At 26.9% G+C, this 13,614-nt stretch carries 11 protein-coding genes; 3 read left to right on the top strand and 8 right to left on the bottom strand.

The genetic code is table 11. From position 1 onward, the window contains the following. Positions 1-35: 35 nt before the first annotated feature. Together ACZ5TJ_RS04995 and ACZ5TJ_RS04990 are read right to left on the bottom strand one after the other, a co-directional pair. Positions 36-689 carry a response regulator gene (locus ACZ5TJ_RS04995; protein WP_464201711.1) on the bottom strand — a complete coding sequence of 218 codons (654 nt, stop codon included), beginning with the start codon at positions 687-689 and terminating at the stop codon, positions 36-38. Beyond that, the gene (locus tag ACZ5TJ_RS04990; protein ID WP_464201709.1) at positions 667-2,535 is read right to left on the bottom strand and encodes a sensor histidine kinase; all 1,869 of its coding nucleotides are present in this window, start codon (positions 2,533-2,535) and stop codon (positions 667-669) included. Before ACZ5TJ_RS04990 ends, ACZ5TJ_RS04995 begins: the two co-directional genes overlap by 23 nt. 247 nt (positions 2,536-2,782) lie before the next feature. On the opposite strand from ACZ5TJ_RS04990, the gene ACZ5TJ_RS04985 reads away from it, so the two are divergent. Further along, positions 2,783-3,340, top strand: a complete 558-nt coding sequence (locus ACZ5TJ_RS04985; RefSeq protein ID WP_464201708.1) for a response regulator — start codon at positions 2,783-2,785, stop codon at positions 3,338-3,340. A gap of 18 nt (positions 3,341-3,358) precedes the next feature. Further along, positions 3,359-4,489, top strand: a complete 1,131-nt coding sequence (locus ACZ5TJ_RS04980) for a sensor protein KdpD (protein WP_464201707.1) — start codon at positions 3,359-3,361, stop codon at positions 4,487-4,489. Between the two features lie 48 nt (positions 4,490-4,537). Here the strand turns inward: ACZ5TJ_RS04980 and kdpC are convergent, their stop codons facing one another. The 5 genes from kdpC to ACZ5TJ_RS04955 all read right to left on the bottom strand — a co-directional run bounded on the left by kdpC (position 4,538) and on the right by ACZ5TJ_RS04955 (position 11,184). Beyond that, on the bottom strand, positions 4,538-5,134 hold the full coding sequence (gene kdpC / locus ACZ5TJ_RS04975) for a potassium-transporting ATPase subunit KdpC (protein ID WP_464201706.1): 597 nt from the start codon (positions 5,132-5,134) through the stop codon (positions 4,538-4,540). A gap of 17 nt (positions 5,135-5,151) precedes the next feature. Next, positions 5,152-7,200: a potassium-transporting ATPase subunit KdpB gene (gene kdpB, locus ACZ5TJ_RS04970; RefSeq protein ID WP_464201704.1), complete on the bottom strand. Its 2,049-nt coding sequence runs from the start codon at positions 7,198-7,200 to the stop codon at positions 5,152-5,154. Positions 7,201-7,222: 22 nt separating this feature from the next. Next, positions 7,223-8,878, bottom strand: a complete 1,656-nt coding sequence (gene kdpA / locus ACZ5TJ_RS04965) for a potassium-transporting ATPase subunit KdpA (RefSeq protein ID WP_464201703.1) — start codon at positions 8,876-8,878, stop codon at positions 7,223-7,225. A 223-nt stretch (positions 8,879-9,101) separates the two neighbouring features. Continuing rightward, complete coding sequence (locus ACZ5TJ_RS04960; protein WP_464201702.1) at positions 9,102-9,905, bottom strand: ABC transporter ATP-binding protein; 804 nt, start codon at positions 9,903-9,905, stop codon at positions 9,102-9,104. A gap of 4 nt (positions 9,906-9,909) precedes the next feature. Then, a complete protein-coding gene (locus ACZ5TJ_RS04955) occupies positions 9,910-11,184 on the bottom strand; it encodes a hypothetical protein (protein WP_464201701.1) in 1,275 nt (424 codons plus the stop codon). Positions 11,185-11,306: 122 nt separating this feature from the next. Between ACZ5TJ_RS04955 and ACZ5TJ_RS04950 the strand changes: the two genes are divergently transcribed. Next, entirely contained in the window at positions 11,307-12,329 is a 1,023-nt protein-coding gene (locus ACZ5TJ_RS04950; protein WP_464198879.1) for an IS6 family transposase, read from the top strand. Positions 12,330-12,618: 289 nt separating this feature from the next. On the opposite strand, the gene ACZ5TJ_RS04945 is transcribed toward ACZ5TJ_RS04950, so the two are convergent. Continuing rightward, positions 12,619-13,515 (bottom strand): DUF368 domain-containing protein, encoded by an 897-nt coding sequence (locus tag ACZ5TJ_RS04945; protein ID WP_464201699.1) that lies wholly within the window; start codon positions 13,513-13,515, stop codon positions 12,619-12,621. Between the last annotated feature and the right edge of the window lie 99 nt (positions 13,516-13,614).

Raw genomic sequence — 13,614 nt, 5'->3', positions numbered from 1 at the left:
GTACCAGCTAAAGTGAGTTGGTACTTATTTTTTATTTATCCTAAATCTATATTTTTTAAACTGTATGAGTATAGAACAGTTCTCTTTAAATTGTTATCTGCTGGAGTATAAGTTGCATCTAGTGAAAGAGCTGCTCTATAATACTTTTGTGCTAATAACTTATTATGCATCTTTTCTTCAACTACTCCTAAAAGATTTTGGATTTTCGCACTACTTGTATCTATTAAAATTGCTTCCTTTAAGCAGTTTCTAGCCTTTTCTAATTCTCCTTTTTTTATTAAATCTTTAGCTTCTAATATATATTCATCTAATGTTTTATTATTTTTAGTTGAATTATTTATATTATTTTTAACTATAATTTTTATTTTTTCTAATTCAAAAGGCTTACTTATAAAATCAACAGCTCCTAATTTCATTGTATCAACTGCTATATCAATAGTACCATACGCAGTCATAATTATAGCATTAGTTTTTATATTTTTTTCCCTAAGTTCTCTTAATACTTCGATACCATTTTTCTTTGGCATTTGATAATCTATTAATATTAAATCAAAATCTTGTTTTTCAATTGTATTAAGTGCTTCAAGGCCATCTTTAGCTAAAGTAATATTATATCCTTCATTTTTTAAACATCTACACAAAGCTATCCTTATATTCTTTTCATCATCAACTATTAATATTTTTCCCATTTATTACACCTCCTAATTTCAAGGTAAAGTAAAATATGCTTCCCTCCCCTACCGTGCTATTTACCCATATGTTACCACAATGTTCTTTAACGATTTCCTTACATATAGCAAGTCCAAGTCCAGATGTTCCAGTTATCTGTCCATTTTCATCTTTTAATTGAACAAATTTTTCAAATATTTTATCTTGATTCTCTATTGATATTCCTTCTCCATTATCTTTAATAGAAATTAGCATTTCATTATTTACTTCCCTAGCTTTTATTTCTATTATTCCATTTCCATCATCCTTAATATATCTTATAGCATTTGATATAAGATTTACTATTACCCATGATATTTTCGTTATATCTGCCTTTACTGTTCTATATACTCCACTTATATCTACTATTAAATTAGCATTTTTTTGATTTAATTGTATTTTAAACATATTGCTTATTTTATCTATTATATCCTTAATATTAACTTCATTAATTTCCATTTTCATTTTTCCAGATTCTATTCTGTTTAAATCTAGTAATTCTAATACAAGACTATTTAGTCTTTCACTATCACTTTTAATAATATCTATAAGTTCTATATCATCTTCTTTAAAATTATTTTGATTTTCGATAAGCATTGAAACAGCCATTGATATAGATGTTAATGGTGTCCTAAGCTCATGCGATATAGCTGCAATAAATTCGGATTTCATTTTTTCTACTTCTTTAAATTTAGTTATGTCTTGAAGAATTGTTACTGTACCTATATTTTCACTATGATGAAATATTATAGGCGTTGAAGTAACTCTATAATAAACTTTTTCATTATTTTGATTTAATTCTATATCTTCACATTTTCTAAAACCGAATCCTCGCTCCTTACATTTATTTATTATATTGAATATTTTTCTTTCTTCTATTATTTCTAAAAAGTGTCTATCAATTACATTCTTCTCTTTTACATCTAATATTCTTTCAGCTGACTTGTTAATCATATTAACCTTATTGTTATAATCAGTAACAATAATTGGAGAGTTTATACTTTCTATTATTGCTTCTGTTTTTTGTTTTTGCATTAATATCTCATTAATATTAAGTCGTTCATAGTCTTTAAGTTCCATTACCATATGATTAAATTCTTCTAAAACATAATTTATTTCTTTTTCCCTATTTAACGGTATTTTATAATCATAATCTCCTTCTGATACTTTCTTTATTCCAACCGTTAAATCTTCTATAGGATGAATTATTTTCCTTAGTAAATATCCTATTATGCTTAATCCTATAAGTAATACAATTAATGAAGTAATAAGCACATAATTTTTTGCATTATTGGCAAGAGTTTTTGATTCTTCTTTCATACTAACCATAGAATCTTGATTGATATTTAAAAGATTAGTACATTCTTCTTTAAGTTTTGTAAATAACGGAAGTATCTCATTATAGTAATAACTTTTTACCTTTTCACTACCCTCTTTATCTTTAACTCGTTGAAATATTTGAATTTTATTTTTATAATCTATATATATTTTTTCAATGTTAGTTAATACATCTTTTTCACCTATTTCAGTTATATTCCCCTTTCCCTTATATAACCATTCTAAAAATTTTATATTATTTTCCTCAAAAGATTTTTCAAATACAAAATTCTCATTAAATATAACTGATAATGCTAAACTATCTTGTCTCTCTAAAACTTCTATCATATTCTGAGCTACAACTACACTATCGTAATTTGCATTCATAATAGAATCAATTGAATTCTGAAGCTTTTTAAAATAATTTATAGATACTAAACAATTAAGCGTAGTAAATATCAAAAATACCGAGAGAATAAGAAATATCTTTGTTTTTATAGTTTTTATCACCCATACTTCACCCCATCCTATTTATTAACAAAATTATAATATATGTGATATATTTAAGCTAATCTATTACTATCCTTTTAGAAAAATTATCCTTTCTATTAAAACCAATTACATTAATTCTTCTCCTTTTTTCTTACAATTAATAAATAATAATCTTGTATTCTTTAAGTATATAAAATTGTCATTTTAGTTAATATGAGTTAATATTGTTAAATATAGATTTTTATTATAAAAAGGAGAATTTTAGATGAGACAAGCTTTAGTTGTTGATGACACTAAGAATATAAGATTACTATTATCAAAATGTTTAGAAAAAGAAAATTTTAATGTTATTCAAGCTTCCAATGCTATGGATGCTTTAGATTTAATCTACAATAATAGCTTTGATATAGCTTTTATAGATATAAAAATGCCAAATATGAGCGGAACATCACTTCTTAAAACTATCCGCTCTAAAGGTTACTCATTTCCAGTTGTTATAATGACTGCATTTGGTACTGTTAATAATGCAGTAACTACAACTAAACTAGGTGCAAAGGCTTATCTTCAAAAACCATTTACTGCAAATACTATAAAGAAGACCTTAACTGAATTATTTTTTGAAGATAAATCTTCATATGTTAAAAAAATTGAAAATAATGTTTCTATTGATTTTCCTATTGAAGAAATAAAAGAAAAACTTTTTAAAGATCCAATGATTCCAGAAACATATAATGAACTTGGAGATATATTAATTCAATTAGGTGACACAGAGAAAGGTATATTATTTAAAAAATTCTCAAAAGATCTTTCTAACATAAATTAATCTAAGTTAGGTGATGTTATGATTAAAGATAGAATAAGTCCAGATGATGCATTAAAAATTTGTGCTACAGAAGAAAAAGGAAAACTAAAAATATTTTTAGGGTATGCTCCTGGTGTTGGAAAAACTTATACTATGTTAAATGAAGCAAATAGAAGATATAATCGTGGAGAAGATGTTGTAATTGGATATTTTGAAAGTCATGGAAGATTAGATACAATTAATCAAATTAAATCACTTCCAGAACTTCCTTTAAAGGAGATTTCTTATAATTCTATTACTTTCAAAGAACTTAACGTCCCATTAATAATTGAAAGAAATCCCAAACTAGTTCTTGTGGATGAATTAGCGCATACAAATGCTCCTGGATCTAAAAATAAAAAACGTTATGAAGATGTTATAGAAATATTAAATGCTGGTATTAATGTATATGCAACAGTTAATATTCAACACCTAGAAAGTTTAAATGATGTTATAAGTCAAATAACTGGAGTAATAGTACAAGAAACTATACCTGATAGTATAATAGCTACTGCTGAAGTTGTAGTTATTGATATTCCACCAGATTCTTTAAGAAAGAGACTAAAAAGAGGAAATGTATATAAAACTGATTTAATTCAAAGAGCATTAAAAAATTTTTTTAGAATTGGAAATCTTAATGCTCTTAGAGAACTTACATTAAGACAAATTGCAGACGAAGTTGATTGTACTTTAAACGAATATAAAGAAATTCATAATATACATGATAACTGGCACACTGCTGAAAAAGTTATGGTATCAATTTCTTCTAATCCTAAAAGTAAAAGATTAATTAGATTTGGTGCTAGGATTGCAAAAAAGTATAAATGTCCTCTATATGTAGTTTATGTTAATTGTACACATAGTATTTATCCAAAAGATAATCCAGAAATCTTAAAAACATTAGATGAAAATATTACTCTTGCTAAAAAATTTGATGCAACAATTGTAACTCTTAAAGGTAAATCTATTTCTAGTGAGCTTATTAAATTTTCTAAAGAAAAAAATATTACTAAACTTATAATCGGACATTCAAAACGTACAAGACTTCAAAAGTTTTTCAGAGGATCGACTGTCAATAAATTACTTGAAGGTTCTAAGAATATTGAAATTATAGTTGTACCATATGATTAAAAATAGGATAAGTAATTTTGCTTATCCTATTTTTTAATATCTAATATTTTATTTTTCCTTTAATAGTTTATCTACTCCAATGTTTAATTTTAAAACATTAACTCTTTCACTTCCATAAAGTCCAAGCAACTTTCCTTCTTTATTTTCTTCTATTAATGTTTTCAATTTATCTTTTGATATTCCTGTAGCTTTAGATATTCTATCTATTTGAATTTCAGCACCTCTAACTGTTATATGTGGATCTAATCCTGAGCCTGATTGTGATATAAGCTCTTCAGTTATTTCATCCTTTGATACAGTAGGATTTTTCTTTAAAAAGTTTTCTATATCTTTATTTGCCCTTTCTCTTAATACATCACTTGTTGGACCTAAATTTTGTGATCCTGATGTTGAATCTATTTCTTTTCCATTATCTGAAATGTTATAATTAACTGCTGATATTCTTCCATTAAAATACTTCTCATCAGTATAATTTTGACCTATTAATTCTGACCCTACTTCTTTTCCGTCTACTTTCATAACACTTCCGTTTGCTTCATAATTAAAAAATAATTGACCTATTCCTGTAATCAATAGTGGATACATTATTCCACAAATAATAATCATACTAACAGTTATTTTTAATCCCTTTTTTAAATATTCCATATATTTATTCTCTCCCCTTATATACCAACTATAAGCAATAATTTTGATATAAAAACATCTATAATTTTTATACCTATAAATGGAGCTATTATTCCACCTATCCCGTATATAGTTATATTTCTTTTTAAAATTTTTTCTGGACTCATAGGAGTGTATTTAACCCCCTTAAGTGCTATTGGAATTAGAAGTGGAATTATAATAGCATTAAATACAAGTGCTGATATTATTGCTGATTTTGGACTACCAAGTCCCATAATATTAAGTATTTCCATTTGAGGAATTGCTATTGTAAACATAGCTGGAATTATAGCAAAATATTTAGCTATATCATTAGCTATCGAAAAAGTAGTAAGTGCTCCTCTAGTAATTAAAAGTTGCTTTCCTATCCCTACAACATCTAAAATTTTAGTTGGATCTGAATCTAAATCGACCATATTAGCTGCCTCTTTTGCTGCAATTGTACCAGAATTCATAGCAAGTCCTACATTTGCTTGAGCAAGAGCCGGTGCATCATTTGTTCCATCACCTGTCATAGCAACTATCTTTCCTTGTAATTGTTCATTTTTTATTGCTTCTATTTTATCTTCTGGTTTACATTCTGCGATAAATCCATCTACACCAGCTTCCTCTGCTATAGTTTTAGCTGTAAGCTCATTATCTCCTGTACACATAATTGTTTTTATACCCATTTCTCGTAATTTCCTAAATCTCTCTACTAAGCCAGGTTTAACTGTGTCTTTAAGGTAAATAGCTCCATATATTTTATCCTCTTTTGCAACCACTAAAGGTGTTCCTCCTATTTTAGAAATACCATTTACAATCTCTTCTAAATCTTTTGGAACTTTTCCTCCATTCTCTTTAACAAACTCAGTAATTGCAGAGAATGCTCCTTTTCTTATTCTCGTTCCATCCTTTAAATTTACACCACTACTCTTTGTTTGAGCCTTAAATTCTATAAATTCAGCATCTTTATAATTTTCTTTTTCTATTTTCATTCCAAGCTTTTCGCAAAGTTCAACTGTAGATTTTCCCTCTGGAGTAGTATCATTTATAGATGTAATTAATGCATATTTAATTAACTCTTCTTTTGAAACTCCTTCTACTTCTCTAAAATCTGCTGCAAGTCTATTTCCAAATGTTATCGTACCAGTTTTATCTAGTATCATTACATCAACATCACCACACGCCTCAACAGCTTTTCCACTCATTGCAATTACATTAAATCTTGTAACTCTATCCATTCCTGCAATTCCAATTGAAGACAGAAGCCCTCCAATAGTAGTTGGTATTAAACATACTAGTAATGCTATTAATGTTGAAATCTCTAATTTTACTCCAACAAAACTAGCTATGGGATATAGAGTTACTATAACTACTAAAAATATTACAGTAAGTGCTATTAAAAGAGTTGATAGTGCTACTTCATTTGGTGTTTTTTGTCTTGAAGCTCCTTCTACTAATGAAATCATCTTATCCAAAAATGATTCTCCAGGTTCTGAAGTTATCTTTATTTTTATCCAGTCAGAAACTACAGTAGTTCCTCCAGTAACTGAAGAGAAATCTCCTCCTTTTTCTTTAATTACAGGTGCAGATTCACCAGTAATTGCAGATTCATTTACAGATGCTATTCCATCAATAACCTCACCATCATTTGGAATCATATCTCCACATTCAACTAAAACAATATCTCCTTTTTTTAGTTCTACTGCATCTACTATTTTATATTTCCCATTGCTTAATAATAATTTTGCCTTAGTATCTCTTTTACTAGATTTTAAAGAATCCGCTTGAGCCTTTCCTCTTCCTTCTGCAATACTTTCAGCAAAATTAGCAAATAATATAGTGAAAAATAAAATAATAGTAACTATTCCATTGTATATTCTTCCCTCATAAGATGTACTACTATTGGGTATTACAGTTAAAATTGCAGTTATAATCATCCCAACATATGCTACAAACATAACAGGATTTTTTATCATATCTTTTGGATTTAATTTTTTAAATGATTGTAATATAGCTTCTTTTGCTATCTTTTTAGTAATTATTCCATTATTTTTTTCTTTCATTTTAAAATCCCCCACTGTAAATTTATAAGCTTAAGAATTCAGCCCCAGGTCCAAGAACTAACACTGGCATAAATGTTAGTGCACCAATTATTATTATTGTAACTATTAATACACCAACAAATAATGGTGTGTCTGTTCTAAACGCCACTGAACTTTCAGGGACAAGAGCTTTTTCCTTCATTAATGATGCAAGTTTTAATAATAGTATCATTGATAAATATCTTCCAATTAGCATTACTATACCTGTTGATACATTCCAAAATACCGTAGTGTCATTAAGTCCTTCAAATCCAGAACCATTATTTGCAGCTGATGTAGTAAATTGATATATTATCTCTGATAAACCATGATATCCACTTAAGGATTCTTGTCCAAACATTGTTGCTATTGCAGATGGAATTAAAATTAATATTGGATGAATTAATATAACTATGGCTATTAATTTCATTTCTTTTCCTTCTATTTTTTTTCTTAAAAACTCTGGAGTTCTTCCAACCATAAGCCCACATATAAATACTCCAAGCATTGCATACAATAACAAATTAATAAATCCTACACCTTTACCTCCAAAAACACAATTAAGCATCATATTCCACATTGGTACGGCTCCACCTATAGGAGTTAGCGAATCATGCATATTATTTACTGATCCTGTTGTAAATGATGTTGTAATTACTGAAAATAAGGATGAATCAAATATTCCATTCCTAACTTCCTTACCTTCCATATTCCCAATAGTATTAGTTATACCTAGCTCATTCATTACAGGATTTCCTTTTGCTTCTGCAAAATATATAACTGGAATTACTACTAAGAATAGAAGTAATGCAGCTATAAAAATAGCTCGTCCTTGTTTTTTATTCCTACAGGCTTTTCCAAAAACATAACAATATGCACCTGGAGTTAACATCATTAGAAGCATTTCTATAAAATTAGTTAAAGGCGTCGGATTTTCAAAAGGATGGCTTGAATTTGCTCCAAAAAACCCTCCTCCGTTTGTTCCTAAATGCTTTATACTTTCTAAAGAAGCAACTGGTCCATAACTTAAGGTTTGTGCTTCTCCCTCAAGTGTTTGTACAACCCTATGGGATTCTAATGTCTGTGGGACTCCTTCTGATATTAAGATTATTGCTGCAATTATTGATATTGGTAAAAGTAACCTTGTTATTATTCTTATTAAGTCTCTATAGAAATTTCCAAATTTATGTCCTGTTAAGCCTTTAATAAATGCTCCACATATAGCAAACCCTGTTGCAGCTGAAGTGAACATATACATTGTTATTACAATCATTTGAGATATATTAGTTAAATTCAATTCGCCTACATAATCCTGAAGATTTGTATTTGTAATAAAACTTATAGCAGTATTAAATGCCGTATGCCAATTCATATCTAAAAGTTCACTACTTGATCCTACAATATAATTTTGAGTCATCAATAATATGAACCCAACAACTAACATAATTACATTTGTAACTAAAAGTGCTATTATGTATTGTTTCCAGTTCATATCCTTTCCTTTTACCCCACATATTTTATAAATTCCATTATCAATCTTATCCATCACCGGATCTACAAATGATTTAGTATTAAATAATATACTATACATATATTTTCCAATATAAATTGTAGATATAATGAATAATAGAATTAATAATAAAATAGCTATTATCTCCATAAACAAATTCCCCTTTCAAAACAAATTATGTATTGAATTATACTCCCATTTTGTGGTAAATCAACGCTATTTTCGGGCATGTTATAGGATTTTCCGCACTATTAGCCTTTATAAGTAAAATAGACCTAATTCATATATATATTTAATAGTCGCAACTCTGTTTTTCTACTAGTTTTATTTTTTAACATAAAAAAAGAACCTAATATAGGCTCTTTTTATTTATTCATTTATTAAAAAAATATCCTGATTCTTTAGAAATATATTCGATAATTTCATAGAAAAATTCTTTTTGTTCTTTATCATTTCTAATAAGTTCTTTTTCTATAATTCCGTCTCTAATATATATTATTCTATTGCTATAACTTGCAACCATAGCATCATGAGTAACCATTACTATAGTCTTTTTATCTTTCTCATTTAGTTCTTTTAAAAATGATAATAATTCATAAGAATTTTTAGAATCTAAATTTCCAGTAGGCTCATCTGCTATTATAATACTTGGATTATTTATAAGTGCTCTTGCAGCTGAAACCCTTTGTATTTGTCCTCCAGAGCATTCATCTGGATATTTTTCTAAAATATCATTTATATCTAATCTTATGCTTATATTTTCAACTCTTTTATTAGCCTCTTCTATAGAAGTTCCTGCAAGTGTAAGAGGAAGTACTATATTTTCTTTGATTGTTAAATTACTTAAAGTATTACAATTTTGAAATATAAATCCTAAATTATTATACCTAAATTCACTTATTGAATTTTCACTCATCTTTTTTATATTTTGACCATTTATTTTAACAACCCCAGATGTTTGAAAGTCAACTGTAGATATCATATTTAAAAATGTAGACTTACCTGCACCAGACGGCCCCATAATAACAACAAATTCTCCGTCTTTAATATTTAAGCTAACACTATTTAATGCTGTAGTTACATATTCCTCTTGTTTATCATGTATAGCAGGAATTTTTATTCCTTGAAAATTTCTATAATATTTTTTAGTTACATTTTTAGCTTCTATGGCATACATTCTTTTACCCCTCCACACTATTATTTTGAATTATTTTTATTGTGAAAAAATAAGTAAGGAATACTGTTATAGACATTATGACTATATATATCACTATATAACTAAAAACAAACATAATATCTAATATTCCTTTTATTAAAAGAATCATTAAATACATAAATATCATAAAAAAAGGAACACCTAGAAAAGCAATATAAAAATATTTAAATTCAGTTTTTATAATATCTTTTATTTCACTTTTTTTATATCCAATTAATATTAAACTATTTAAAGTATTTTTTTCATTAGTTGCATCATATAGCCCTCTATATATAATCATAAAAGCAATTAAGACTATATTTATTATGAAAGTTATTCTATTATATAAATTAAATTTTTCAAAACTACTAACTACTTGCATTGAAAAAATCACTGAAACTGATGTTGAAAAAATTAGAAATGATATTATTTTATTCTTAATAATCTTTGTTTTTACATTATTAATTGCTATTATCTTTATTTTATTATTAAAATATTTATTTTTTATTTTATCTACATACTTTGGAATAAATACATTTATTATTTGAAGCGAACCATATATAGTTATAAAAAATATAAGTAGTACATAAGTTGAGTTCTCTTCCATTTTATCTTGTGGTATAAATAAAAATATTAAAGAAAGAAATGTATATATAAAAAATCTAAAATCCTTTATAGATAAGCCTTTCTTCTTGCTACTATCTCTAATATAAGAATCCCTTTCTTCATCATTTATAAGATCTGTAATGCTATTTCTGTACCCATAGCCTATATTTATTACACTAATGAATAAAAATTCTACAATCATAATCAATAAGCTATAAATAAATGCCTCCCTTGATAATAAGTAAATTCCATCTGATTTTGCTAATAAACAAAATATAGGAACTAGTAAAAGTCCAATTATTAAACCTAAAACATATGAAACACCTGTAAGTATTGAAGTTTGCATCGCTAAAGAAATACCAAGCTTAAATACATTAACTCCACTTAATATTTGTATAGCTATTTCTTTAGCTTTTAATTTGCTTAAATAATTATTTGTATAAAATATTAAAAAACATATTAGTAAAATTATAATTAAAATAGGCATAGATAATATTGTTCTTTCAATAATATTATTAAATCCACTTCCCTCAATATTTAATATATTTATCATATTAAATATTAAGGCAGTGGATACTAATATAGTTATCATATAAAATATATTATCTTTCCTTTGGGCTTTCATTAGTTTAATCCCTACTTTATATATCCCCATAATATTCCCCCCATATTATATTTCGATCTGTTAAGTTATATGAACATTGATTCTCTCAACCTTAGGAAATACAATAAGTTTGCAAAGACTAAATTACCCCCTAGAAAAGGAGAGAGAAAACAATGAACAAAACAAATATTAGATGCCCTCGTTGTCACTCTAATAAACTATATAAATTTGGTTTTGACAAACAGGCTAATCAAAAATATCAATGTAAAAAATGTAAGCGCCAATTCATCGCTAGCGATGGTGATGGAGTTCCTAAAATGAAGTATCCTAAGTGTCCAAAGTGTGATAAAGGAACTTATTTACATCATTCTTACAAACACTATAATAGATATAAATGTAATAATAAAAAATGTAATCATATTATTGTGCAACATCATAATTTTAATATTGATTCACCATCTAGCGAAGCTATTACCGGGGCCCTTTCTATGAAAGGAATGCGATTCCCATTACAAATTATTATTACAGCACTAACATTATATTACTTGAACAATACATCAACTAGAGCTATATCTCAATTTCTTATGAACACCTTTAATATAAAAGTGTCTCATGTAACTATCGCTAACTGGAGCAATAAATTTGCTCCATACTTTAAACTCAAAGCAGATAACTTTAAACAACAAGTAGATTTGCAATCTGACGATTGGCACGCTGATGAGACTGTTGTTTTTATTAACGGAGTAAAACATTATTTATGGTTAGTTATAGACTCTGAAACGCGATTTATAATATCTTTTCATTTAAGTAGATATAGAAATGAAAGCTCTGCTTTTTCTCTGATCAATGAAGCTAAAAAATATGGTTCACCCTCTAACCTAATTACAGATAGATGGCCAGCTTATAACGAAGCGATAGCTACGCTATTACCGGAAACAAAACATGTACCAGTTAAGCCAATGTCTAGTGATATAAATAATAATCTTATAGAATCTTTTAATAAGACTTTTAAAGCTTGGTATAAGTCCAAAAAAGGATTTAACTCATTTGAAAAAGCTAATAATCTTATTTTTATGTTTATATTTCACTATAATTTTATAAGAATTCATGGGTCGTTAAATAACCTTACTCCCGCTGAAGTCGCTGGCTTCTCTAGTGATAATTTATCTAGGCAATCTTGGTTTATAGCTGCTTAATTTATTAAGAATATCTTTGATTAACCTGCTTGAAAAATTATATTTTGCAGGTTTATTTGCCATGCGCAAATATAGTCAAACTTATATAATTTTCAAAGAACGAGAAAATCTATGATTTATTAAGCTATTTTTTCATAACAACTTAACAGATTCTTATATTTAACTATTAAATATAAATCTTATTAATTTAAATATATTCTTTATTACTTTATTTTTCCCTTTAATTTTTAACATAAAAAATCCCTAAAGTAAATTTAAAATTCACTTTAGAGATTATAATAATCTTTAATTAATTTGATTTTCTTTTTTCAAGTTGAACTTTTAATCTTTCAAGACCAATTATTATAAGCCCACCTATTATAAAGTAAACAATACTAAAAGTATTAAATGTCATTGGATCTTGAGCAGTTTTTAATGATGTAGGTCCCATAACAACTGCATATAATGAACCAATCATAAGTCCTAATATGCAATATATAGTTTGTGATCTATAGTTTGCAAGAGAATATTTAACACCTTTAATAGTAATCGCTATTCCGGCTAAAACTCCAAAACCAAATATCATAACTACTGGAAGATACTTAAAGTTAAACTTTAATAATTCTTTTATTGCACTAAGTACTGGAGAATAAAGTCCAAATATTAAAAGTATTGTTGATCCTGATATTCCTGGTAAAACCATAGCTGATATCGCAATCATAGCTGAAATAAATACATATATTCCAAGACTAAATGTTAACTTATCTACTGAAACATCAACACCAGTACCACCCGCTGTAGCTGGATTAAAATATGTAATACCTGCAACAATTGCTATACCTATAATTAAAAAAATAATATTTTTATATTTTCCAGAAATACTTTCCTTTTCTTCTTTATATATTATTGGAATTGCAACAATAATAAATCCTAAAAACATTGAGCTTATTTCATAAATATGACTCTCAAAAACTGATGTTATAAATAAAACTGATAATATAAATCCAGTTACCCAACCAATTCCTAATTTAATTAAGAATTTTATTGCTTCTTTTCTTTCTTCCTTACTTCCAACAACTACATTATTTAATGAATTTATGAATTTATCATAAAAACCTAAAATAAATGCAATAGTACCTCCTGATACTCCAGGGACACTATCTGCTAATGCCATACAAAACCCTCTTATAAAATTAATAATGTACATTACATCTCTCCTCTTCTATATTACATAATTCTTTTTGTAACATTCTCTATTTTATAATTTTTCCCACAAAAAATCTACCTTTTGTTTGTTAAATTTAGT

The organism is Clostridium budayi (assembly GCF_055396605.1).
This window is presented reverse-complemented; position numbering and strand designations above follow the sequence as displayed.

What these genes read in the sequence shown, in the direction of transcription:
- ACZ5TJ_RS04960 (WP_464201702.1), bottom strand. Translation starts at nt 9,905, where the DNA reads ATGTATGCCATAGAAGCTAAAAATGTAACTAAAAAATATTATAGAAAT.
- ACZ5TJ_RS04995 (WP_464201711.1), bottom strand. Translation starts at nt 689, where the DNA reads ATGGGAAAAATATTAATAGTTGATGATGAAAAGAATATAAGGATAGCT.
- ACZ5TJ_RS04950 (WP_464198879.1), top strand. Translation starts at nt 11,307, where the DNA reads ATGAACAAAACAAATATTAGATGCCCTCGTTGTCACTCTAATAAACTA.
- kdpA (WP_464201703.1), bottom strand. Translation starts at nt 8,878, where the DNA reads ATGGAGATAATAGCTATTTTATTATTAATTCTATTATTCATTATATCT.
- kdpC (WP_464201706.1), bottom strand. Translation starts at nt 5,134, where the DNA reads ATGGAATATTTAAAAAAGGGATTAAAAATAACTGTTAGTATGATTATT.
- kdpB (WP_464201704.1), bottom strand. Translation starts at nt 7,200, where the DNA reads ATGAAAGAAAAAAATAATGGAATAATTACTAAAAAGATAGCAAAAGAA.
- ACZ5TJ_RS04985 (WP_464201708.1), top strand. Translation starts at nt 2,783, where the DNA reads ATGAGACAAGCTTTAGTTGTTGATGACACTAAGAATATAAGATTACTA.
- ACZ5TJ_RS04980 (WP_464201707.1), top strand. Translation starts at nt 3,359, where the DNA reads ATGATTAAAGATAGAATAAGTCCAGATGATGCATTAAAAATTTGTGCT.
- ACZ5TJ_RS04945 (WP_464201699.1), bottom strand. Translation starts at nt 13,515, where the DNA reads ATGTACATTATTAATTTTATAAGAGGGTTTTGTATGGCATTAGCAGAT.
- ACZ5TJ_RS04955 (WP_464201701.1), bottom strand. Translation starts at nt 11,184, where the DNA reads ATGGGGATATATAAAGTAGGGATTAAACTAATGAAAGCCCAAAGGAAA.